Source organism: Paraburkholderia sp. MM5496-R1 (assembly GCF_050436205.1).
GTDB lineage: Bacteria > Pseudomonadota > Gammaproteobacteria > Burkholderiales > Burkholderiaceae > Paraburkholderia > Paraburkholderia tuberum.
In genome coordinates, this window is sequence record NZ_JBNDLT010000002.1 from 2,990,001 (window position 1) to 3,013,938 (window position 23,938).

The following is a 23,938-nucleotide window of genomic DNA, read 5'->3' on the forward strand; positions in this document are numbered from 1 at the left end:
GCGGATTACTACGCCATAGCAAACTCCGAATACCGAAGAGTGCAATCACGGGAGACAGACATCGGGTGCTAACGTCCGGTGTCAAGAGGGAAACAACCCAGACCGCCAGCTAAGGTCCCCAAATATGGCTAAGTGGGAAACGAAGTGGGAAGGCTAAAACAGTCAGGAGGTTGGCTTAGAAGCAGCCACCCTTTAAAGAAAGCGTAATAGCTCACTGATCGAGTCGTCCTGCGCGGAAGATGTAACGGGGCTAAGCCATATACCGAAGCTGCGGATGCACAGTAATGTGCATGGTAGGAGAGCGTTCCGTAAGCCTGCGAAGGTGCACTGGAAAGTGTGCTGGAGGTATCGGAAGTGCGAATGCTGACATGAGTAGCGATAAAGGGGGTGAAAGGCCCCCTCGCCGTAAGCCCAAGGTTTCCTACGCAACGTTCATCGGCGTAGGGTGAGTCGGCCCCTAAGGCGAGGCAGAAATGCGTAGCTGATGGGAAGCAGATTAATATTTCTGCACCATTGTGAAATGCGATGGGGGGACGGATCGCGGAAGGTTGTCCGGGTGTTGGAAGTCCCGGTCCTTGCATTGGAGAAGGCGCTTTGGCAAATCCGGGCGCAGAATTCAAGGGTGCGAGGCGAGCCACTTCGGTGGCGAAGCAACTGGAAGGGGTTCCAGGAAAAGCCTCTAAGCTTCAGTTTCACAGTGACCGTACCGCAAACCGACACAGGTGGGCGAGATGAGTATTCTAAGGCGCTTGAGAGAACTCGGGAGAAGGAACTCGGCAAATTGGTACCGTAACTTCGGGATAAGGTACGCCCTCATAGCCTGACTGGCCTGCGCCAGAAGGGTGAAAGGGTTGCAATAAACTGGTGGCTGCGACTGTTTAATAAAAACACAGCACTCTGCAAACACGAAAGTGGACGTATAGGGTGTGACGCCTGCCCGGTGCCGGAAGATTAAATGATGGGGTGCAAGCTCCTGATTGAAGTCCCGGTAAACGGCGGCCGTAACTATAACGGTCCTAAGGTAGCGAAATTCCTTGTCGGGTAAGTTCCGACCTGCACGAATGGCGTAACGATGGCCACACTGTCTCCTCCCGAGACTCAGCGAAGTTGAAGTGTTTGTGATGATGCAATCTCCCCGCGGCTAGACGGAAAGACCCCATGAACCTTTACTGCAGCTTTGCATTGGACTTTGAACCGGTCTGTGTAGGATAGGTGGGAGGCTATGAAGTTGGGACGCCAGTCTCAATGGAGCCGTCCTTGAAATACCACCCTGATCTGTTTGAGGTTCTAACCTTGGCCCGTGATCCGGGTCGGGGACAGTGCATGGTAGGCAGTTTGACTGGGGCGGTCTCCTCCCAAAGTGTAACGGAGGAGTACGAAGGTACGCTAGGTACGGTCGGAAATCGTGCTGATAGTGCAATGGCATAAGCGTGCTTGACTGTGAGACTGACAAGTCGAACAGGTGCGAAAGCAGGTCATAGTGATCCGGTGGTTCTGTATGGAAGGGCCATCGCTCAACGGATAAAAGGTACTCTGGGGATAACAGGCTGATACCGCCCAAGAGTTCATATCGACGGCGGTGTTTGGCACCTCGATGTCGGCTCATCTCATCCTGGGGCTGTAGCCGGTCCCAAGGGTATGGCTGTTCGCCATTTAAAGAGGTACGTGAGCTGGGTTTAAAACGTCGTGAGACAGTTTGGTCCCTATCTGCCGTGGGCGCTGGATATTTGAAGGGGGCTGCTCCTAGTACGAGAGGACCGGAGTGGACGAACCTCTGGTGTACCGGTTGTCACGCCAGTGGCATCGCCGGGTAGCTATGTTCGGAAGAGATAACCGCTGAAAGCATCTAAGCGGGAAACTCGCCTTAAGATGAGATATCCCCGGGGCTTCGAGCCCCTTGAAGGGTCGTTCAAGACCAGGACGTTGATAGGTCAGGTGTGCACGTACAGTAATGTACTGAGCTAACTGATACTAATTGCCCGTAAGGCTTGATCCTATAACAGGTGTGTCTCGACCCGCGTGAGTGCTTCAGTACTTACGCGGGTCCGATCCCCGAAGGGGATTTGTGTGACCTCCCGCGGGAGCTCACAGAAACGCACGGTTGGGATTCAGTGTTGTGCCAGAAACAACACAACCCCCCACACTCGAATCCTTTACGCTTCTTCCCGATTGGCTGTGGCGCAACCGGTTGACTCCAGCCCTGCGACGCAGCAACCCGTCATGCCTGATGACCATAGCGAGTCGGTCCCACCCCTTCCCATCCCGAACAGGACCGTGAAACGACTCCACGCCGATGATAGTGCGGATTGCCCGTGTGAAAGTAGGTAATCGTCAGGCTCCCCTCCAGTCAGAAACCCCACCCGCCGCGGTGGGGTTTTTGCGTTTACGCGGCCAAAATTAACAAACAGCATTGAAGCAAGCGACGCCTCCGCCCGCCTCAACGCTTTTCAACTGGTTCTTCCCGCTGCCGACGCAATATACCCCAGACCCGGCGATAACCATAGCTCGGCAGGTCAGTGACGGTCAGCCGTATTTCTTCGACCAGCCCGGCATCGTCCGTCTTCCTGGCGCTGCGTCCATCCTGCCAGTCGGCTGGACGTGCAAGCCTTGACGCCAGGTTTGAGCGCGCTACACCGAGAACGTCGCAGACCTGCTTCACTGCTCGTCCCCCGGCAATGAGGTTGAGCGCGCAATCCATTTTCGCGACTTCGCCACCTCCACCGCCTCACGGAGAATCTCGTTCTCCATTGTCTTTTTGCCGAGCAGTTGCTGGAGTTCCATGATTTGCTTCAGCGCATCCCTCAGCTCCGACGCATCAACTCTCTACTTCCCTTGCGCCAGAAACTTCTGCGCCAGTCGGACCCAATACGTCGATCCCACCGGCAACAACTCGTCGTTAAAGTCATAACTCGCGTTGTGCAGCATACAAGGGCCCGCGCCGTGGCCCGCCTCGCGGTGGCCGCCATCGCCGTTGCCCAAAAACGCATAGCAACCCGGTTTCGCCAACAGCATGAACGAAAAATCTTCGGCACCCATGGTCGGTTCAACCGCGTCATCGATATTTTCCGCGCCAACGATCTCTTTCATGACCGACGCCGCAAAACGCGCTTCCTCGCTGCTGTTGATCGTCGGGGGATAGTTCCGGTGGAATTGGACCTGAACGGAGCAATCGTATGCTTCGGCCGTACTGTGCGCGATCTTGCGCATGCGTGACTCGATCAGGTCGAGCGTTTCCGTAGTGAAGGTCCGAACGGTCCCCGCGATCCAAGCGTCGTCCGGTACCACATTGACCGCATCGCCCGCATGTATCTGCGTTATCGACAATACCGCAGTATCCAGCGGCTTTTTGTTTCGCGTGATGATGCTTTGCAGCCCGTTGGCAATTTGCACCGCCGCAAAGACCGGATCACGGCCATTGTGCGGTAGCGCTGCATGCGAGCCGACGCCCTTGATTTCGATGCGAAATTCATTGCTCGACGCCATGATCGGGCCTTCGGTTACGCCGAAGTGGCCCGCCGGCATGCCCGGCCAGTTGTGAATGCCAAACACGGCGTCCACGGGGAATTTGTTGAACAAGCCGTCGTCGATCATAGCCTTCGCGCCGGCGCCGCCCTCTTCAGCCGGCTGGAAAATGAACACGATCGTGCCGTCGAAAGCACCATGTTTGGCCAGGTAGTGCGCGGCACCGAGCAGCATCGCCGTATGCCCGTCGTGCCCGCACGCATGCATCTTGCCGTCGTTCGTCGACCGATGATCGAAGCTGTTGAGCTCCTGGATCGGCAGCGCGTCCATGTCGGCTCGCAGACCAATCGCGCGCGAGCCGTTACCTCGTTTCAATACGCCGACCACGCCCGTCTTGCCGAAACCACGGTGGGTCTCGATGCCCCAGGACTCGAGCGAACGCGCGACGAGATCAGCAGTCGCCGTCTCTTCGTAGCGCAGCTCCGGGTGGGCATGGATGGTTCGTCGAAGGGTCTGGATTTCGCCACGAGCGGCCTGAATTTCGGGGATGAGTTTCATAATTGAGTGATTATGCGTTTGTGCTTGACGAGCATGAGATCGCCGCGGACCACGTCGGCCCGGGCACTGCGGATAATTCATTCTACGCCGAAGGCATTTTTGGTGGCGCCACCGAGGTCGGCGGCCTATAGACGTAATAAAATTCCACTTTGCGCGACCGCTTACTGCTCGCCAGGACACATTGCCGATGAACGCTCCGACCGAATTCGCGCGCGCCGTGTGCCCGCACGATTGCCCCGACACCTGCGCGATGCGCGTGACCATCGACAATGGACGGGCGATCAAGGTCGCCGGCGATCCCGACCATCCGCCGACTCAGGGCGTGCTGTGCACAAAGGTCAGTCGTTACGCGGAGCGTGTATACCATCCGAACCGATTGACGACGCCCATGAAGCGTGTCGGCCGCAAGGGCGAGGGCCGTTTCGAGCCAATCAACTGGGACGAAGCGTTCGACCTTGCCGCAAGCCGCCTCGGCGAGATTGTCCGTCGCGCGCCGGAAGCGATTCTGCCTTACAGCTACGCGGGCACGATGGGCCTGGTGCAGGGCGATAGCATCGCGCAACGCTTTTTCCACAAGCTCGGCGCCTCGCAGCTGGATCGCGCGATTTGCGCGGCGGCCGGCGCTGCCGGCCTCAAATACACGTACGGCGCCGGCATCGGTATGCACACCGAGTTTTTCGCCGAGAGCGAGGTGATCCTGATCTGGGGAGCGAATCCGATCGCATCGAATCTGCATTTCTGGACGCGCGCGCAGGAAGCCAAACGTCTCGGCGCCCGGCTGATAGCAATCGATCCGTATCGCTCGCTGACCGCGGAGAAATGCCATCAACACATCGCGCTAAAGCCAGGCACAGACGGCGCTCTCGCGCTCGGCATCATGAACGTCCTGATTACCGAGAATCTGCTCGATCACGAGTACATCGCGGCGCACACGCTGGGCTTCGCCGACTTGAAGGTGCGTGCGCTCAGCTATCCATTGTCTCGGGTTAGTGAAATTTGTAGCGTCGAAGAAGAGGAAATCGCCGATCTTGCGCGACTTTACGCCAGCACGCGGAAAGCCGCGATTCGCTTGAACTACGGTCTGCAGCGGGTGCGTGGCGGCGGCAATGCAGTGCGCGCAATCGCGTGTCTGCCGTCGCTGACCGGCGCATGGCGCGAGCGCGCGGGCGGGGCGCTGCTGTCGTCGAGCGGTTGGGCACCGGTCGACTCGCACGCGTTGCAGCGTCCCGACCTGATGCCGGGTTGGCCGTCGAAGCCGAGCCGCGTGATCAATATGAATGCGATCGGCGACGCGTTGCTGCATCCGGGCGACGCGACGTTCGGCCCCAAGGTCGAGGCGATCGTGGTCTACAACTCGAATCCGGTCGCGGTCGCACCGGACTCCGAACGCGTCGCGGCGGGTTTTGGGCGCGAGGATCTGTTCACGATCGTGCTCGAGCATTTCCAGACCGACACCGCGGATTATGCCGACCTGCTGTTGCCTGCCACGACGCAGCTCGAGCATCTCGACGTGCACAAGTCGTACGGTCACACGCACGTGATGGTCAACCTGCCCGCCATCGCGCCGTTCGGCGACGCACGGCCGAATACCGAGATCTTCCGCAGCCTCGCGCGCCGCATGGGCATGACGGAACCGGCGCTCTTCGACAGCGACGAAGCCGTCGCGCAAGCCGCATTTCGCTGGGACGACAAGACGCTGGACGGTGTCGACTGGCCGATGCTGAAGCAAGCCGGCTGGGCCCGTCTCAATGTGCCTGACGCGCCATTTGCCGACGGTGGTTTTCGCACGCCATCCGGCAAGTGCGAGTTCTACAGCGAGCGCCTTGCGCAACAGGGCCTCGACCCGCTGCCGGACTACCTGCCGCCCTACGAATCGGCCGACGGCGCGCCCGAACTGGCGGTCCGCTATCCGCTCGCGATGATTTCACCGCCCGCGCGCAACTTCCTGAACAGCACCTTCGTCAACATCGAGAGTCTGCGCGCGACGGAAGGCGAGCCGCATCTGGACATCCACCCTGCCGACGCGCACGCGCGCGGCATCGGCGACGGCGATCAGGTGCGCATCTTCAACGACCGCGGCTCGATGCAAGCGCGTGCCCGCGTGACCGACCGGGCGCGCGAAGGCCTGGTCGTCGGGTTGTCGATCTGGTGGAAGAAGCTCGCGCCGGACGGCCGCAACGCGAACCAGTTGACGAGCCAGGCACTCACCGATCTCGGCGGTTCGGCGACGTTTTACGACTGTCTCGTCGACGTCGAGCGGGCCTGAAAGCCGCGCCGCACATTGAAGCTGGCGCCCAGCCTCGCAAGTTCGAGGCTGCCGTCTAACCTCATCGCTTTGCCCATTGGCCGCAATATGCCCATGCTACGATGCGTTTTTAGCACGACCATTCGAAAATAATTCAGGAGACGCTGCATGGAGAAAATCTGGCTGAAATCTTATCCGCCCGGCGTTCCAGCAGAGATCGACCCGACACGCTATTCGTCGGTGGCCGAGTTGCTCGAGGAAGCCTTTCGCGAACACCGCGCAAAGCCGGCGTTCGTGTGCATGGGCAAGCAGATCAGCTACGGTGAACTCGACGAACTTTCGCGCAATCTTGCAGCGTGGCTGCAGTCGAAAGGGCTCACGCGCGGCTCGCGTGTCGCGATCATGATGCCGAACGTGCTGCAGTATCCAGTCGCGCTCGCCGCGATTCTGCGCGCGGGCTATGTGGTCGTGAATGTGAATCCGCTGTACACGCCGCGCGAACTCGAGCACCAACTGAAGGACAGCGGCACTGAGGCGATCATTCTGCTCGAGAATTTCGCGGGGACCTTGCAGGCAATCGTGCGCAATACGGCGGTCAAGCATGTGGTCGTCGCGGCGATGGGCGACCTGATGGGCATCAAAGGCCCGCTCGTGAACTTCGTCGTGCGCAAGGTCAAGAAGATGGTGCCGGCGTGGAGCCTGGCTGGGCACGTCAAGTTCAACGACACGCTCTCGGAGGGCGCACGTCTGACGTTCAAGCCGGTCCGGCAGGGGCCCGACGATATCGCGTTCCTGCAATACACTGGCGGCACCACCGGCGTGGCCAAGGGCGCGACGCTGCTGCACCGGAACCTGATCGCGAACGTGCTGCAGTCGGAGGTCTGGCTCAATCCGGTGCGCGCGAACCGCACGGATATCGATCAGTTCATTACGGTCGTCGCGTTGCCGCTGTATCACGTGTTCGCGCTGACCGTGTGCGGGCTGCTGACGATCCGCACCGGCGGTCTCGGCGTGCTGATTCCGAATCCGCGCGATATCCCCGGCATGATCAAGTCGCTCGAGGGGTATGCGATCACGACGATTCCCGCGGTCAACACGCTCTACAACGCGATGTTGAACAGCCCCGACTTCCATAAGCTCGACTTCTCGAAGCTGCTGACCGCGAACGGCGGCGGCATGGCGGTGCAGGAGGCGGTCGCGAAGCGCTGGTTCGAGCTGACGCGCACGCCGATCGTCGAGGGCTACGGGCTGTCGGAAACGTCGCCGTGCGTGACCTGCAATCCGGTCACCGCCACCGAATACAACGGCACGATCGGCCTGCCACTGCCGTCGACCGAAGTCTCGATCCGCGACGACGAAGGCAACGAAGTGCCGCCCGGCCAGTCCGGCGAGATCTGCATCCGCGGCCCGCAGGTGATGGCGGGCTACTGGAACAGGCCCGACGAAACCGCCAAGGTGATGACGGCGGATGGCTTCTTTAAATCAGGCGACGTCGGCATCATGGGCGCGGACGGCTTTGTGAAGATCGTCGATCGCAAGAAGGACATGATTCTGGTGTCCGGCTTCAACGTGTATCCGAATGAAGTCGAGGACGTCGTCGCAAAGCTGCCGGGTGTGTTCGAAGTCGCGGCGGTGGGTGTACCGGATCAGCATTCCGGCGAGGCAGTGAAGCTGTTCGTCGTGAAAAAGGATCCGTCGCTGACCGACGAACAGATCTTCGCATACTGCAAAACGCAACTGACCGGCTACAAGCGGCCGAAGGTCGTCGAATTCCGCACCGAGTTGCCGAAGAGCAATGTCGGCAAGATCCTGCGCCGCGAGTTGCGCGACGGCAGGGCTTAAGCGAGCGAAAAACAAAAGCCCGGCGCACGAAAGTGCGCCGGGCTTTTTGTTGCCCGTACAAAATCCGCGCATAAAAAAAGGCGCCCGAAGGCGCCTTTGAGACAAACTGCGTTTTTTTACGACTTATTAGAACTTGTGACGGATACCGATGCGAGCCGTGAACTGGTTGCTGCTCGTCGAACCGGTCAGGCCGTTGATGCCTGCCGTTGCTGCGACCACCTGACCCGTTGCGTTGACCGTGTCGCCCAAAGCGTGCTGGTACACGCCGACCAGGTACACGTCGGTACGCTTGGACAGGAAGTAGTCCACGCCCAGCGCGCCTTGGTGGTACTGAGCACGCGAGTTGCCTTCGATCTGCTCGCCGCGCGTGTAGTCATACGCTGCGCCGACCAGCAGTGCCGGGGTCAACTGATACTTGAAGTTGATTTCGCCGTTGTTGAACGTTGCCTTCTGGCCAGCGAACGGCGACGCGAACGTCTTGCCGAGGTTGCCGAACTGGATGTTCGAATACGTCAGGCCGATGGTTGCCGCGCCGAACGTGTATGCACCGCCCGCGCCGACGACCTGGTACGTGTTGGCCGATGCGAAGCCTGCGTAGATCGGGGTCGTGACTGCGAAGTTAGCTGCAGTAGTACCCACGGCCGGCGTATTCGTTGCGATCGTGCCGCCGTTGTTGAACAGACCGCCCGAAGCTGCCGGCGTACGCGCGTTCAAATAACCCAAGCCCAATTGCAGCGGACCGTTGTTATAGCCAGCACCCAACGACCAGATCTGGTTGTGCGTGAAGTCACCGGCGACGCCGCCGAAGCTATACGTGCCGCCGAACGTCAGGCCGTTGTAGTTTTTGCTGGTGTACTTGACCGTGTTGTTGGTGCGATACGCGTTGTTGAAGTTATCGATATCGCCCGGGTGAGCGGCGATGTAGCCGCCCCACTGATCACCCGATTCGAACGGACCCACGTAGTCGACGACGGAGTCGTACTGACGACCCAGCGTGACCGTGCCGAACTGGCTCGACAGACCGACATATGCCTGACGACCGAACATCAGGCCGCCTTGACCGAGCTTGCCGTTGGTCACGTCAAAGCCGTTTTCCAACACGAACAGGGCCTTCAGACCGCCGCCCAGATCTTCAGTGCCACGCAGGCCGAAACGCGAGCCTTGCAGGACGCCGCTGGACATGTTGTACAGATGCTTACCGCCCGAGTTGGTGTTCATGTTGATACCAACGTCTACGATGCCGTACAGGGTCACGCTGCTCTGCGCATGAGCGACGCCTGCGAATGCGCCCAGTGCTGCGAGAGCGAGAAGCGACTTTTTCATCGAATGATCTCCAAGGAATACGAATCTTTTGTACAAGGCGAAATATTTAGTTAGTGCTGAAGGCCTTGCTGTCCAACTTCGCGAGAAGTTGCCACGTAATGTAACAAAAGGCATACATGGAACAAAGAAAAAGGAGTCGCTCCGGAAGGCCGCTGTTTCGTTTACGCAACATGGTCTAGAATCGCAAATTAACCGCCCATTGCATGCGGATTGGTGCCTGTCGGGCCACCGGTTTCGCGTCGCGAGGCCTTGTCGCACGGACCTTCCGGAACGATGCGGCGGTATCGAATCAGGGAGCGCTTTATGTTGCTGGACGAGTTGATTGGCGAGTTTGATCGGGGTTTACGCTCACTGACGGGGGTCTCGCGGATGAGCCGTCCGCTGCCGCTTCCGCAGGCTTCCGCGGCGACGGCCGAAGCTCCCGAACTCTCGCCCGCGGAGCGCGCGCATGCGGCGGGTTTGATGCGTGTGAACCACGTCGGCGAAGTGTGCGCGCAGGCGCTTTACCAGGCGCAGAAACTCGCCACCGACTCACCTTCATTGCGCGCCATGTTCGATCACGCCGCGTCGGAAGAAGAGGATCATCTGGCGTGGACCGCCAAACGCCTCCAGGCGCTCGACTCGCGTCCGAGTCTGCTCAATCCGCTGTGGTACATCGGCGCGCTCGCGATCGGTCTCGCCGCGGGACGTCTCGGCGATCGCGTGAGTCTTGGCTTCATGGCCGAAACGGAGCGCCAGGTCGAGCAGCATCTCGACAGTCATCTCGACCAGCTCCCCGCCGCAGACCATGAATCGCGCGCGATCGTCGAGCAGATGCGCGTCGATGAAGCGCAGCACGGCAAGGCCGCGATGGACGCGGGCGGCATCGAGTTGCCGTTTCCTGCGCGCGCGTTGATGCGTGCGATGTCGAAGGTGATGACGCGCACCGCCTATTACATATGAGCGTTTCACCCGCTTCGCTTCGCTAACCGGAGCACCGCACGTATCGCCTCAGCCATCGCTGAACGCATTTTCGCAAGCGAGACGGCGCCGCGCGCCCCGTTCGTCGTCGGTCCGGGCGACGCCGCCTGTTCCCTTTCAGAATCCCTTGACGATCTCTTTCAATTCGCGCTGTTTCCTCGCACTTTTCACGTATCACCTTCACAAGTTGCACTAGCCCATTCATTTATAACGGTTTTCCGTTTTTATGCGGGACGTGAAGGAGTCGCCCTAAGTCCTTGTTCTAGCAAACAAAATCCGCTCGAAAAGCGCGCCGCTCCCTTGACCCGTGTTTAGCGTTCCTCTAAAGTGGGAGACAGTGTGAGAAAGTGTATTTTTGTGTGTTCCCGGCATCACTTTCGGGTAGATTTTCACGGACCGGGCGGGCGGCGCAAACAGCGCCGCAATAGGGGAGAGCGAAGTGTTCCAAGGGGCGTCGGCGCTGACGCTCGATGCGAAAGGGCGGATGTCGATTCCCTCTCGTTATCGGGATGCGCTGCAAACACAGGCAGAGGGCCGGGTGACGATCACCAAGCACCCGGACGGCTGCCTGTTGCTCTTTCCGCGTCCCGAATGGGAAATCTTCCGTGACAAGGTCGACAAGCTGCCCATGAACGCCGCCTGGTGGAAACGCATTTTTCTCGGCAATGCAATGGATGTGGATATGGACGGCGCAGGCCGTGTGCTCGTGTCGCCGGAGTTGCGAGCGGCTGGCTCGCTGGAGAAAGAAGTGACCTTGCTCGGCATGGGCCGCCATTTCGAGCTGTGGGATGCACAGATCTACGCCGCGAAGGAACAGGCGGCGATCGCCGAGGGCATGCCCGACGCGTTGAAAGATTTCACGTTCTGATCGCGGCTTATTTATATGGCTTCTGCGATGGGAAACGAATTGCAGCATCGCACGGTGCTGTTGAACGAAGCGGTCGATGCGCTGGTCACGCGCGCCGACGGCACGTATGTGGACGGCACGTTCGGCCGTGGCGGCCATAGCCGCCTCGTGCTGGAACGGCTCGGTGAAGCAGGGCGGCTGATCGCGTTCGATAAAGATCCGCTCGCGATCGCGACGGCGCAGAAGATCGCCGATCCGCGCTTTGCCATCGTCCACGAGAGTTTTGCTTCACTGCGCGCCGCGATGGCGGAGCGCGGGGTAGGGCGTGTGTCGGGGGTGTTGCTGGATCTGGGCGTGTCGTCGCCGCAAGTCGACGATCCGGAGCGGGGCTTCAGCTTCCGCGCCGACGGCCCGCTCGACATGCGGATGGACCCGACGCGCGGCGAGTCCGCCGCTGACTGGCTCGCGCGGGCCACGGTGCAGGAATTGACGGAGGTGATACGAGATTATGGGGAAGAACGGTTTGCTTTTCAGATTGCAAAGGCGCTTGTTGCTCGCCGGGCAGAGTCCGACCGTCTTGGGCCTCTCGTCAGCACGGGCGAGCTTGCCCAAATCGTGGCTAACGTCGTCAAAACCCGTGAGAAGGGCAAGGACCCGGCAACCCGCACCTTTCAGGCTATACGGATTCACGTCAATCAAGAGCTTGCGGAGCTGCAAGTCGTTCTAGAAGCAGCGTTGTCGTTGTTGGAGCAAGGGGGGCGGCTGGTGGTCATCAGCTTTCATTCGCTCGAGGACCGGATCGTCAAGCGATTCATGCAGGCGCACGCGAGCACGCCGGCGGTGGATCGCCGTCTGCCGATCCGCGCGGTCGACCTGCCGAGCCCTCCGCTCAAGATCATCGGCCGCGTCTTCGCGAGCGACGCTGAAGTCGCCGGCAACCCGCGCGCCCGTTCTGCCGTGATGCGCGTGGCGGAGCGGATCGCGCCATGAACCGCCTCAATATTTTCCTGCTGATCATCGTGATGGGCTGTGCCTTGTCGGTCGTCAACGCGACCAATCAGCAGCGTCAGATCTTTATCCAGTTGCAGCGCGCGCAGTCGCAGGAGCGTCAGTTGCAGCAGGACTATTCGCAGCTTCAATATCAGCAGAGCGCGCTGTCCAAAACGTCGCGCATCGAGCAGCTCGCCACCGCCTCGCTGAAGATGCAATCGGTCACCACGGGCCGCACCCAGTACCTGACGCTCGCCCCGGGCGCCGCGACGGCGATCGACGCACCCATTCCGACTTCCGCGCCGGCCTCGGCGCCGGTCGCGACCCGTCGCGGAGCCACGCGATGAAAAAATCGTCGGCCCACAAGAGCGTTGCGTTTTCGGCCAACCCGATTCTGTCGGTGCGCCTGCCGATGTGGCGCTCGAAGCTCGTCGTGTTCCTGCTGTTCATGGCGTTCGTCGCGCTTGCCGCGCGCGCGTTCTGGATTCAGGGCCCGGGCAACGCGTTCTATCTGAAGCAGGGCGAGATCCGCTATCAGCGCCGCATCGACATGCCGGCCACGCGCGGCAAGATTCTCGACCGCAACGGTCTCGTGCTCGCCACGAGTCTGCCGGTGCGTGCAATCTGGGCGATTCCCGAATCGGTGCCCGACGACCTCGGCGCCGACAAGCTCGACGCGCTCGGCAAACTGCTCGGCATGACCACTAGGGAATTGCGCTCGAAGCTGTCGGAAGACAAGACCTTCGTCTACGTGAAGCGCCAGGTGCCGGTCGACGTCGCAGAAAAAGTCGCGGCGCTCGACATCCCCGGCATTTACTCGCGCGACGAGTACAAGCGCTTCTATCCGGAAGGCGAGATCACCGCTCACCTGATCGGCTTCACGAACGTCGAGGACGAGGGCCAGGAAGGCGTCGAGCTCGGCGACCAGAAGCTGCTCGCGGGCATGTCGGGCAGCCGTCGCGTGATCAAGGACCGGATGGGCCACATCATCGAGGACGTCGACGAGCAGGTCGTGCCGCACAACGGCAAGGACGTCGATCTGTCGATCGACAGCAAGATCCAGTACATCGCCTATACGAACCTGAAAGCGGCCGTCGAGAAATTCAAGGCGAAGGCCGGCGCGGCGATGGTGATCGACGTGCGCACCGGCGAAGTGCTCGCGCTCGTCAATTACCCGACCTACAACCCGAACGACCGCTCGCACCTGACCGGCGACCAGTTGCGCAACCGCATCCTGACCGACACGTTCGAGCCGGGTTCGATCATGAAGCCGTTCACGGTGTCGCTCGCGCTCGATCTGCACCGGGTGACGCCGACTACACTGGTAGATACGGGCAACGGCCACTTCGTACTCGACGGCGCGCCGATTACCGACGACAGCGGCTTCGGCGTGCTGACGGTCGGCGGCGTGATCCAGAAGTCGAGCAACATCGGCGCGACCAAAATCGCGATGCAGTTGCGGCCCGAAGAGATGTGGAACATGTACACCAGCATCGGTCTCGGCCAGGCGCCGAAGGTCGGCTTTCCGGGCGCGGCGGCGGGCCGTCTGCGTCCGTGGAAGAGCTGGCGCCGTATCGAGCAGGCGACGATGTCGTACGGCTATGGCCTGTCGGTGTCGCTGTTCCAGCTCGGCCGCGCGTACACCGCGATCGCGCACGACGGCGAAATCATGCCGGTGACGATTTTCCACACGCCGGGCGACCCGCCGGCCACCGGTCCGCAGATCTTCTCGCCGACCACCGCGCGTGAAGTGCGCGCGATGCTCGAAACCGTGGTGTCGCCGCAAGGCACGTCGCCGGATGCGGCGGTGCCCGGCTATCGCGTCGGCGGCAAGAGCGGTACCGCGTACAAGCACGGTCCGCACGGCTACGACCACTCCAAATATCGCGCCTCGTTCGTCGGCATGGCGCCGATGCCGAATCCGCGCATCGTCGTTGCGGTGTCGGTCGACGAGCCGACGGCCGGTAGCCACTTCGGCGGCCAGGTGTCGGGCCCGGTGTTTTCGGGCATCGCCGGGGATACGCTGCGCGCGCTGAACGTGCCGCCCGACATGCCCGTCAAGCAGATGGTCGTGTCCGACGATTCGGCGCCGCCCGCGCCCGGCGCGCCGGCCACGCCGCCCGTGGTGAAGAAGCTGTCGACGAGCCCCGGCGTGAAGAAGATGACCATTTCCGCCAACCCGAAAAATCATCCAGGAGTCGAGCGATGAGCGCGCTGCGCGAGCAACATCCAGCGCACCGGCAGATCGCCGACGCCCTCGCCTGGCTGCACGCACACGTGCAGCCAGGCGCGCATCTGCACGCCGACACGCGCTCGCTCGCGGCCGGCGACGCGTTCTTCGCGTACGCGGTCGATGGCGCGGACAACCGCGCATTCATCGACGCGGCCATCGAGCGCGGTGCGGCCGCCGTGCTCGTGCAACCCGAAGGTTTCAGCGGCACGCTCGACGCGGCCGCCGCACATGCGGTGCCGGCGTTGAACGAACTCGCCGGCACGATCGCGAGCGCGTGGTATCGCGATCCGAGCGACGCGATGCTCGCGGTCGGCATCACCGGCACGAACGGCAAGACCTCGTGCAGCCAGTGGGTCGCCGCGGCGCTGTCCGCGCGCGGCACGCGCTGTGCGATCGTCGGCACGCTTGGCACTGGGCTCGTTGGCCAACTCGTGCACACCGGCTTCACGACGCCCGACGCACCGCAATTGCAACGCAGCCTCGCGCAATTGCGCGACGCGGGCGCGCAGGCGGTGGCGATGGAAGTGTCGTCGCATGCGCTGCACCAGGGGCGCGTGAACGGCACCGCTTTCGACATCGCGGTGTTCACGAACCTGACGCAGGACCATCTCGACTATCACGGCACGTTCGAAGCCTATGAAGCCGCCAAGGCGCGTCTGTTCGCCTGGCCCGAGCTGCGCGCGGCCGTGATCAATCGCGACGATGCCGCCGGCCGGCGTTTGCTCGCGAGCACGCGTAGTCACGCGCGCACGATCGCGTATGGCATCGAGGGCGAGCATGGCGACGCCGACGCTGACGGCACACCGCAAGCCGACGCGTGGCTCACTGCATCGAACGTGCATGCCACCGCGACCGGCACCGCGTTTCATCTGAGCACCTCGGACTGGGGCAACGCCGAAGTCGAAGTGCAAACGCTCGGCCTCTTCAACGTCGGCAATCTGCTCGCGGTGCTCGGCGTGCTGCTCGCCGCCAACGTGCCGTTCGACGCTGCGCTCGCCGAACTCGCGAAGCTCGAACCGGTGAACGGCCGCATGCAGCGTCTGGGCGGCCGTCTGCAGAACGACGAGCCGCTCGTCGTGATCGACTACGCGCACACACCCGACGCGCTCGAAAAGACGCTCGAAGCACTGCGGCCGATCGCGACCGCGCGCGGCGGCGAACTCGTCTGCATGTTCGGCTGCGGCGGCGACCGCGATGCGACCAAGCGTCCGCTGATGGGCGCGATCGCCGAGCGGCTGGCGGACGACGTCGTCGTGACGAGCGACAACCCGCGCAGCGAAGATCCGCTCGCGATCATCGAGCAAATTGCCGCGGGCATGCAGGAAGCGTCGCAGGCGCGCCGCATCGAGGACCGCGCGAGCGCGATCCTGCAGGCGATCCGCGGCGCCGCGCGCGAAGACGTGATCGTGCTGGCCGGCAAGGGGCACGAAGCCACACAGGAAATCATGGGCAAGAAACGCGCTTTCTCCGATCAGGACCACGCCCGCCTCGCGCTCGCCGCGCGCGCCACACAAACACGCGGAGGTGGCGAATGAACATGTTCTCGCTACGTGCAGCCGCCGCGCAGATCCCCGGCGCGAGCGTCACCGGCGACGACAGCGTGCGCTTCGAGCGCGTGTCGACCGACAGCCGCAGCGCTGGCCCCGGCGATCTGTTCATCGCGATCAAGGGCGACCGTTTCGACGCGCACGACTTCCTGCCGCAAGTGGCCGAGCGCAACGTCGCGGCGGTGCTCGTCGCGCGCACGCCGGATAGCTGGAGCGTGCCCGCGATCCGCGTCGCCGATACGCGCGAAGCGCTCGGCGCGCTCGCGCGCGGCTGGCGTCGTCAGTTCGACCTGCCGCTCGTCGCGGTCACGGGCAGCAACGGCAAGACCACGGTCAAGGAAATGATCGCCTCGATCTTCGCGGCCGCGGTCGGCGCGGATGCGCGTCTCGCGACCGCGGGCAATTTCAACAACGACATCGGCCTTCCGCTCACGCTGTTCCGTCTGCATGCCGCGCATCGGCTCGCGGTGGTCGAACTCGGCATGAACCATCCGGGCGAAACTGAACAGCTCGCGAAGCTTGCCGAGCCGACGGTTGCCGTCGTCAACAACGCGCAGCGCGAGCACCAGGAATTCATGGCGACCGTCGAGGCGGTCGCGCTCGAACACGCGAGCGTGATTCACGTGCTGTCGCCGGAAGGCACGGCGGTATTCCCCGCCGACGACGCATACGCGAGCATCTGGCGCGTCGCCGCGACCGGCAGCCGCATCATCGATTTCGCGTTGAACAGCGCGGAGCGCACGACCGAAGCCGCGGTGAAGGGCAGATTCGACGGCAAGCGTTTGAGTATCGACACGCCGCAAGGCCATCTCGACGTCACGCTGCAGGTGCTCGGCAATCACAACGCGCACAACGCGCTCGCGGCGGCCTCCGCCGCGTTGGCAGCGGGCGTGTCGCTCGACGCGATCCAGCGCGGCCTCGAATCGTTCGGCGCGGTGAAGGGCCGTCTGCAGGTCAAGCAGGCCGTGCTCGGCACGCTCGCGGGCGCAACCGTGATCGACGACACCTACAACGCGAATCCCGATTCGATGCGCGCCGCGATCGACGTGCTCGCGTCACGTGAATCGCCGCGTGTGCTGGTGATGGGCGACATGGGCGAAGTCGGCGACAACGGCCCGGCGTTTCACCGCGAAATCGGCGCGTATGCGAAAGAGCGCGGTATCGACGCGCTGTATGCGATCGGCGACGCCTCGCGCGACGCCTGCACCGCATACGGCGCGGGTGCGCACCACGTCGCCGATGTCGGCGCACTGGTCGCGCAACTGCAGCAGGCCGGCTTCGGCGCTGCCGCAACGCTTCTCGTGAAAGGCTCGCGCTTCATGCAGATGGAGCGCGTGGTGGACGCCGTTACGAGTCCACAACCCAACGCCGCGGGCACGACGCCCGCTGCACATTGAAATAGAAGGATCCAGGCATGCTACTGGCGCTGGCGCAATGGCTGCAGAATGACGCAAGCTTCTTGCGCGTGTTCAGTTATCTGACGTTTCGCGCGGTGATGGCGACCATCACCGCGTTGTTGATCGGGCTCGTTTGCGGCCCGGCGGTCATTCGCAAGCTGACCGCGATGAAGGTCGGCCAGGCCGTTCGCAAGGACGGCCCCCAAACTCACCTCGTCAAATCGGGCACGCCGACGATGGGCGGCGTGCTGATCCTGCTCGGCATTGCCGTGGCCACGCTGCTGTGGGCCGATCTGACCAACCGCTTCATCTGGATCGTGATGCTCGTCACGTTCGGCTTCGGCGTGATCGGCTGGGTCGACGATTACCGCAAGGTCGTCCACAAGGACCCGCGCGGCATGTCGTCGCGCGAGAAGTATTTCTGGCAATCGGTGATCGGCCTGTTCGCGGCGGTGTATCTCGCGTTCAGCGTGTCCGAGGCGAGCAACGTGCGCGTGTTCGACCTGTTCATGGCGTGGGTGCGCAGCGGCCTGTCGATGGGCCTGCCCGCGCGCGCCGACCTGCTGTTGCCGTTCTTCAAGTCGATGACCTATCCGCTCGGCGTGTGGGGCTTCATCGTGTTGACGTACCTGGTGATCGTCGGCGCGAGCAACGCGGTGAACCTGACCGACGGCCTCGATGGCCTCGTGATCATGCCGGTCGTGCTGGTCGGCGCGTCGCTCGGCGTGTTCGCGTACGTGATGGGCAGCTCGGTCTACTCGAAATACCTGCTGTTCCCGCACATCCCCGGCGCAGGCGAATTGCTGATCTTCTGTTCGGCGATGGGCGGCGCGGGTCTTGCGTTTCTTTGGTTCAACACGCACCCGGCGCAGATGTTCATGGGCGACGTCGGCGCGCTCGCGCTCGGCGGTGCGCTCGGCACGGTCGCGGTGATCGTGCGTCAGGAAATCGTGCTGTTCATCATGGGCGGTATTTTCGTCGCGGAAACGCTGTCGGTGATGCTGCAGGTCACGTGGTTCAAATACACGAAGCGCCGCTACGGCGAAGGGCGGCGGCTCTTCAAGATGGCACCGCTGCATCACCATTTCGAATTGTCGGGCTGGAAGGAAACGCAGGTGGTCGTGCGTTTCTGGATCATCACGTTGATGTTGTGCCTGTTCGGTTTGTCCACGCTCAAATTGCGTTAAGCAGCAGTATTTAAGGAAGCAGGCGATGTTCGGCGAGAAGTTTCGGGATCGGCAAAAGCCGATGGTGCTCGTGCTGGGACTGGGTGAATCCGGTCTCGCGATGGCGCGCTGGTGCGCCAGGCACGGCTGTCGGCTGCGCGTGGCCGATACGCGCGAAGTGCCGCCGAATCTGTCCGCGCTCGAAGCGCATGGCGTCGATGCCGATTTCGTCGGCGGTCCGTTTTCGCCGGTGCTGCTCGAAGGCGTCGAGCTGGTCGCGATCAGCCCGGGACTGTCGCCGCTGGCCGCCGATCTGCTGCCGCTGGTCACGGCGGCGCGCGAGCAGGGCATCCCGGTGTGGGGCGAACTCGAACTGTTCTCGCAGGCGCTGCGCACGCTCGGCGAGTCCGGCTACGCGCCGAAGGTGATAGCGATCACCGGCACGAACGGCAAGACCACGACGACGAGTCTCGCCGGCTTGCTGTGCGAACGCGCGGGCAAGAAGGTCGCGGTGGCGGGCAACATCAGCCCGTCGCTGCTCGACAAGCTCTCCGAAGCGATCGACCAGACCGCGCTGCCCGACGTGTGGGTGCTCGAACTGTCGAGCTTTCAGCTAGAGACCTCGAATACGTTTACGCCGGACGCGGCCGCCGTGCTCAACATCACGCAGGATCATCTGGACTGGCACGGCGGACTCGATGCGTACGTAGCCGCGAAGGGCCGCATCTTCGGTACACGGACGGTGCGCGTGCTGAACCGCGACGACGCACGCGTGATGGCGCTCGCGCCCGCCAGCGGCGACGCGGAGGTCGTCACGTTCGGCGTGACCGAGCCGAAGAACGACGGTGACTATGGCCTCCTGCGCGACAACGGCATGGTGTGGCTCGTCGAAGCGCAAGATCGCGACGCGAGCGACGAGTCTCCCAAGGGGACTTCCTTCGGGGCGCCGACGCCGAAGCGCCGTCGCAAGAACGAAGCAGCCGCAACGCCCGACATCGCGTCGAAGCGTCTGATGCCCGCCGACGCACTGCGCATCCGTGGCCTGCACAACGCCGCCAACGCGTTGGCCGCGTACGCGCTCGCACGCGCGATCGGCCTGCCCGGCGCGCCGCTTTTGCACGGCCTGCGCGAATATCGCGGCGAGCCGCATCGCGTGGAACTGATCGCGTCGATCGACGGCATCGACTATGTGGACGACAGCAAGGGCACCAACGTCGGCGCGACGGTCGCCGCGCTCGACGGTCTCGCGCAGCGCGTCGTGCTGATCGCCGGCGGCGACGGCAAGGGTCAGGAGTTCGAGCCGCTCGCCGCACCGGTGATGCGCTGGTGCCGCGCGGTGATGCTGATCGGCCGCGACGCGCCACAGATTCGCGCGGCGCTCGAACATTGCGGCGTCGCGATGACCGATCACGCGACTCTTGAAGACGCGACGCGCGCGGCCACCGCGCTCGCGCAGCCCGGCGACGCGGTGCTGCTGTCGCCCGCGTGCGCGAGCTTCGACATGTTCAAGGGTTACGCACACCGCGCGGCGGTATTCCGCAGCACGGTCGAAGATATCGCGGCCGAACGGGGGACGATGATATGAGCTGGTCGGAACGTTTCGGCTCGCGCGAACCCTCCGGCGGCAACGGCGCCGCGGCGCGCACGTCCACCCGCACGGGCGGCAGCGGTCTCGCGAGCGCGGTCAACGGCGTGCGGCCGCTGCGCTCGCGCATGCTCGACTACGACCACTCGCTGCTGTGGGTCGTCGTCGCGCTGCTCGGGCTCGGCGTCGTGATGGTGTACTCGGCGTCGATCGCGATGCCCGATTCGCCGAAGTACGCGTCGTATCGCGATTGGGCGTTCCTCGTGCGCCAGCTCATCTTCGTGCTGATGGGCGCGGCGGTCGGCGTCGCGTCGTTCCGCATTCCGATTTCGACGTGGGACAAGTACGCACCGAAGCTCTTCCTGATCTCGCTCGTCGCGCTCGTGATCGTGCTGATCCCGCACATCGGCAAGGGCGTGAACGGCGCGCGCCGCTGGATTCCGCTCGGCATCACGAACATGCAGCCGTCGGAAATCATGAAGCTCGCGGTGACGATCTACGCGGCGAACTACACGGTGCGCAAGCAGGAATACATGCACAGCTTCGCCAAGGGCTTTCTGCCGATGGCCGTCGCGGTCGGTCTCGTCGGCATGCTGCTGCTGCTCGAGCCGGACATGGGCGCGTTCATGGTGATCGCGGCGATCGCGATGGGCGTGCTGTTCCTCGGCGGTGTGAACGGCAAGCTGTTTGGCGGCCTCGTCGCGACCGCGGTGGGCACGTTCACGTTGCTGGTGTGGGCGTCGCCGTGGCGTCGTGAGCGGATCTTCGCCTACCTCGATCCGTGGGACGATCGCTACGCGCAGGGCAAGGCGTATCAGCTGACGCACTCGCTGATCGCGTTCGGGCGCGGCGAGTGGTTCGGCGTCGGTCTCGGCGGCAGCGTCGAGAAGCTCAACTATCTGCCGGAAGCGCATACCGACTTCATTCTCGCGGTGATCGGCGAGGAGCTCGGTTTCGTCGGTGTGCTCGTCGTGATCCTGATGTTCTACTGGATCGTGCGCCGTTCGTTCGAGATCGGCCGCCAGGCGCTAGCGCTCGATCGCACGTTCGCGGGTCTGGTCGCGAAGGGCGTCGGCATATGGTTCGGCGCGCAGACCTTCATCAACATGGGCGTGAACCTCGGCCTACTGCCGACCAAGGGCCTGACGTTGCCGCTCGTCAGTTACGGCGGCTCGGGCATTTTGTTGAACTGCGTGGCGATCGCGGTGCTGATGCGGGTCGACTATGAAAATCGTGTGTTGATGCGCGGGGGCAAGGTATGACGGCTCTGCCACAACGCACGCTGATGGTGATGGCCGGCGGCACCGGGGGACACGTGTTCCCGGGGCTCGCGGTCGCCCATCTGATGCAGGCGTGGGGCTGGAAAGTCGTGTGGCTCGGCAACCCCGCGGGCATGGAAGCGACGCTGGTACCGAAGCACGGCATTCCAATGGAGTACCTGCGCTTCGGCGGCGTGCGCGGCAAAGGCCTGAAGACCAAGCTGATGCTGCCGGTGAATCTGCTGCGCGCGTGCACGCAGAGTTTGAGCGTGCTGCGTCGCGTGAAGCCCGACGTCGTGCTCGGCATGGGCGGCTACATCACGTTCCCGGCCGGTCTGATGACCGCGCTGAGCGGCCGGCCGCTCGTGCTGCACGAACAGAATTCGATCGCCGGTCTCGCGAACAAGGTGCTTGCAAAACTCGCGAAGCGCGTGCTGGTCGCGTTTCCGGATGCACTGCCCCACGGCGAATGGACCGGTAATCCGATTCGCGAGGAACTTGCGCGGGCGAATCCACCCAAAGCACGCTACGCGCAGCGTAATGGTCCGCTGAACATGCTCGTCGTGGGCGGCAGTCTCGGCGCCGCGGCGTTGAACGAAGTCGTGCCGCGCGCGCTCGCGCTGCTTGGCTCCAACGAGAGACCGCGCATCGTGCATCAGGCGGGCGCGAAGCATATCGACGCGCTGCGCGAGAACTACGCGGCGGCTGGTTTGCAGGCTGGTGCGGATGTCTCGCTCGTGCCGTTCATCGACGACATGACGAGCGCTTACGAAGCAGCCGATCTGGTGATCTGCCGCTCGGGCGCGATGACCGTGTCGGAGATCTCGGCGGTCGGCGTCGCGGCGCTGTTCGTGCCGTTCCCGTACGCGGTCGACGATCACCAGACCACTAATGCAGCGTTCCTCGCCGACAACGGCGCGGCGCTGGTCGTGCAACAACGCGATCTGTCGGCGGAAAAGCTCGCCGACTGGTTGCGCAGCCAGACGCGGGAAAGTCTCGCGGAAATGGCGGAGCGTTCGCGCTCGCTCGCGAAACCGGATGCCACCGAACAGGTCGCGCAGATCTGCGCGACCGTGGCGGCTGCGGGTTCGATGGCGGGCGTGAGCCCGGAAGGAAAGCAATGAAACACATCGTCAAACACATTCATTTCGTCGGCATCGGCGGCGTGGGCATGAGCGGCATCGCCGAAGTGCTCGTCAATCTCGGCTATCAGGTGAGCGGCTCGGACCTGTCGGGCAACGCGGTCACCGAGCGCCTCGCCGGGCTCGGCGCGCGCATTTCGATCGGGCACGCGGCGCAGAACATCGAAGGCGCGAACGCGGTGGTGGTGTCGACCGCGGTGCGCAGCGACAACCCGGAAGTGCTGGCCGCGCGTCATCGCCGCATTCCGATCGTGCCGCGCGCGGTGATGCTCGCGGAGTTGATGCGTCTGAAGCAGGGCATCGCGATTGCCGGCACGCACGGCAAGACCACGACCACGTCGCTGGTCGCGAGCGTGCTCGCCGCGGGCGGGCTCGATCCGACCTTCGTGATCGGCGGCCGGCTGATCAGCGCGGGCGCGAATGCGCGCCTCGGCACCGGCGACTTCATCGTCGCCGAGGCGGACGAATCGGACGCGTCGTTCCTGAACCTGTTCCCGGTGATCGAGGTCATCACGAACATCGACGCCGATCATATGGACACCTATGGTCACGACTTTGCGCGTCTGAAGCAGGCCTTCATCGAATTCACGCACCGTTTGCCGTTCTACGGCATCGCGGTGCTGTGCGTCGACGATCCGAACGTGAAGGAGATCCTGCCGTTCGTGTCGAAGCCGATCATCCGCTACGGTTTCGCGGCCGATGCGCAGGTGCGCGCGGTCAACGTCGAAGCTCGCGAAGGCCGCATGCATTTCACCGTGATGCGCGAAGACGCGGCGCCGCTCGACGTCACGTTGAACCTGCCGGGCGAGCACAACGTGCAGAACGCGTTGGCCGCAATTGCAATTGCGACTGAACTCGAAGTGAGAGATGCCGATATCCAGCGAGCGCTCGCGGATTTCAACGGCGTCGGCCGACGCTTCCAACGCTATGGCGAAGTGCCGGTTCTCAGCGACGGCCAGGCCGCGGGCTCCTACACGCTGGTGGACGACTACGGTCACCACCCGGTCGAAATGGCCGCCACGTTGGCGGCGGCGCGCGGCGCATTTCCGGGCCGGCGTCTGGTGCTGGCGTTCCAGCCGCACCGCTTCACGCGCACGCGTGATTGCTTCGAGGATTTCGTGAAAGTGCTGTCGACCGTCGACGCGCTCGTGCTGACCGAAGTCTATGCGGCCGGCGAAGCGCCGATCGTCGCCGCCGACGGCCGCGCATTGGCGCGCGCGCTGCGCGTCGCGGGCAAGGTCGAGCCGGTGTTTGTCGATACGGTGGATGAAGTGCCGGACGCGCTGTCCACGGTGGTGCGCGACGGCGATGTGGTGATTACGATGGGCGCGGGTTCGATCGGCGGTGTGCCGGTTCGACTCGCTCAGGAACAGAAGGTGTGA

The 23,938-nt window shown here is 63.1% G+C and carries 16 protein-coding genes, 2 rRNA genes and 1 pseudogene (1 of these 19 running past the window's edge); 16 read left to right on the top strand and 3 right to left on the bottom strand.

Features of this window, described 5'->3' with window-relative positions:
- Together OKW38_RS20855 and rrf are read left to right on the top strand one after the other, a co-directional pair.
- Positions 1-1,996: ribosomal RNA gene (locus OKW38_RS20855) — 23S ribosomal RNA — on the top strand (it extends 886 nt beyond the left edge of the window).
- Between the two features lie 227 nt (positions 1,997-2,223).
- Positions 2,224-2,337, top strand: a 5S ribosomal RNA gene (rrf, locus tag OKW38_RS20860).
- 124 nt (positions 2,338-2,461) lie between these two features.
- Here rrf and OKW38_RS20865 read toward each other — a convergent pair.
- A pseudogene (locus tag OKW38_RS20865) lies at positions 2,462-2,820 on the bottom strand (IS3 family transposase); the annotation flags it as partial.
- Between the two features lie 3 nt (positions 2,821-2,823).
- Entirely contained in the window at positions 2,824-4,020 is a 1,197-nt protein-coding gene (locus OKW38_RS20870) for a M20 aminoacylase family protein (RefSeq protein WP_429362900.1), read from the bottom strand.
- A 187-nt stretch (positions 4,021-4,207) separates the two neighbouring features.
- Between OKW38_RS20870 and OKW38_RS20875 the strand changes: the two genes are divergently transcribed.
- Both OKW38_RS20875 and OKW38_RS20880 read left to right on the top strand, forming a co-directional pair.
- The gene (locus tag OKW38_RS20875) at positions 4,208-6,286 is read left to right on the top strand and encodes a molybdopterin-containing oxidoreductase family protein (protein WP_429362901.1); all 2,079 of its coding nucleotides are present in this window, start codon (positions 4,208-4,210) and stop codon (positions 6,284-6,286) included.
- A 147-nt stretch (positions 6,287-6,433) separates the two neighbouring features.
- On the top strand, positions 6,434-8,107 hold the full coding sequence (locus OKW38_RS20880; protein WP_090801981.1) for a long-chain fatty acid--CoA ligase: 1,674 nt from the start codon (positions 6,434-6,436) through the stop codon (positions 8,105-8,107).
- A 126-nt stretch (positions 8,108-8,233) separates the two neighbouring features.
- Here OKW38_RS20880 and OKW38_RS20885 read toward each other — a convergent pair whose 3' ends face one another.
- Positions 8,234-9,430 (bottom strand): porin, encoded by a 1,197-nt coding sequence (locus OKW38_RS20885; RefSeq protein WP_090801980.1) that lies wholly within the window; start codon positions 9,428-9,430, stop codon positions 8,234-8,236.
- Between the two features lie 303 nt (positions 9,431-9,733).
- Here OKW38_RS20885 and coq7 point away from each other — a divergent pair, with 303 nt between their 5' ends.
- The 12 genes from coq7 (at position 9,734) to murC (ending at position 23,938) form a co-directional block, all read left to right on the top strand.
- Complete coding sequence (gene coq7, locus OKW38_RS20890) at positions 9,734-10,372, top strand: 2-polyprenyl-3-methyl-6-methoxy-1,4-benzoquinone monooxygenase (RefSeq protein WP_429362903.1); 639 nt, start codon at positions 9,734-9,736, stop codon at positions 10,370-10,372.
- 457 nt (positions 10,373-10,829) lie between these two features.
- Positions 10,830-11,258 carry a division/cell wall cluster transcriptional repressor MraZ gene (gene mraZ, locus OKW38_RS20895; protein WP_013090620.1) on the top strand — a complete coding sequence of 143 codons (429 nt, stop codon included), beginning with the start codon at positions 10,830-10,832 and terminating at the stop codon, positions 11,256-11,258.
- A 15-nt stretch (positions 11,259-11,273) separates the two neighbouring features.
- The gene (rsmH, locus tag OKW38_RS20900; RefSeq protein ID WP_090801977.1) at positions 11,274-12,227 is read left to right on the top strand and encodes a 16S rRNA (cytosine(1402)-N(4))-methyltransferase RsmH; all 954 of its coding nucleotides are present in this window, start codon (positions 11,274-11,276) and stop codon (positions 12,225-12,227) included.
- The gene (ftsL, locus tag OKW38_RS20905; RefSeq protein WP_090801975.1) at positions 12,224-12,574 is read left to right on the top strand and encodes a cell division protein FtsL; all 351 of its coding nucleotides are present in this window, start codon (positions 12,224-12,226) and stop codon (positions 12,572-12,574) included. Before rsmH ends, ftsL begins: the two co-directional genes overlap by 4 nt.
- On the top strand, positions 12,571-14,436 hold the full coding sequence (locus OKW38_RS20910; RefSeq protein WP_429362904.1) for a peptidoglycan D,D-transpeptidase FtsI family protein: 1,866 nt from the start codon (positions 12,571-12,573) through the stop codon (positions 14,434-14,436). Before ftsL ends, OKW38_RS20910 begins: the two co-directional genes overlap by 4 nt.
- Positions 14,433-15,995, top strand: a complete 1,563-nt coding sequence (locus OKW38_RS20915; RefSeq protein WP_429362905.1) for a UDP-N-acetylmuramoyl-L-alanyl-D-glutamate--2,6-diaminopimelate ligase — start codon at positions 14,433-14,435, stop codon at positions 15,993-15,995. The genes OKW38_RS20910 and OKW38_RS20915 overlap by 4 nt, the downstream gene beginning before the upstream one ends.
- The gene (locus OKW38_RS20920) at positions 15,992-17,404 is read left to right on the top strand and encodes a UDP-N-acetylmuramoyl-tripeptide--D-alanyl-D-alanine ligase (protein WP_429362906.1); all 1,413 of its coding nucleotides are present in this window, start codon (positions 15,992-15,994) and stop codon (positions 17,402-17,404) included. The genes OKW38_RS20915 and OKW38_RS20920 overlap by 4 nt, the downstream gene beginning before the upstream one ends.
- A 17-nt stretch (positions 17,405-17,421) precedes the next feature.
- Positions 17,422-18,591 carry a phospho-N-acetylmuramoyl-pentapeptide-transferase gene (mraY, locus tag OKW38_RS20925; RefSeq protein WP_090801969.1) on the top strand — a complete coding sequence of 390 codons (1,170 nt, stop codon included), beginning with the start codon at positions 17,422-17,424 and terminating at the stop codon, positions 18,589-18,591.
- Positions 18,592-18,616: 25 nt separating this feature from the next.
- Positions 18,617-20,155 carry a UDP-N-acetylmuramoyl-L-alanine--D-glutamate ligase gene (gene murD / locus OKW38_RS20930; protein WP_429362907.1) on the top strand — a complete coding sequence of 513 codons (1,539 nt, stop codon included), beginning with the start codon at positions 18,617-18,619 and terminating at the stop codon, positions 20,153-20,155.
- Positions 20,152-21,417, top strand: a complete 1,266-nt coding sequence (ftsW, locus tag OKW38_RS20935) for a putative lipid II flippase FtsW (RefSeq protein WP_090801966.1) — start codon at positions 20,152-20,154, stop codon at positions 21,415-21,417. Before murD ends, ftsW begins: the two co-directional genes overlap by 4 nt.
- Positions 21,414-22,538: an undecaprenyldiphospho-muramoylpentapeptide beta-N-acetylglucosaminyltransferase gene (murG, locus tag OKW38_RS20940; protein WP_429362908.1), complete on the top strand. Its 1,125-nt coding sequence runs from the start codon at positions 21,414-21,416 to the stop codon at positions 22,536-22,538. The genes ftsW and murG overlap by 4 nt, the downstream gene beginning before the upstream one ends.
- Positions 22,535-23,938, top strand: coding sequence for a UDP-N-acetylmuramate--L-alanine ligase (murC, locus tag OKW38_RS20945; protein WP_429362909.1), 1,404 nt, complete (start codon positions 22,535-22,537; stop codon positions 23,936-23,938). The genes murG and murC overlap by 4 nt, the downstream gene beginning before the upstream one ends.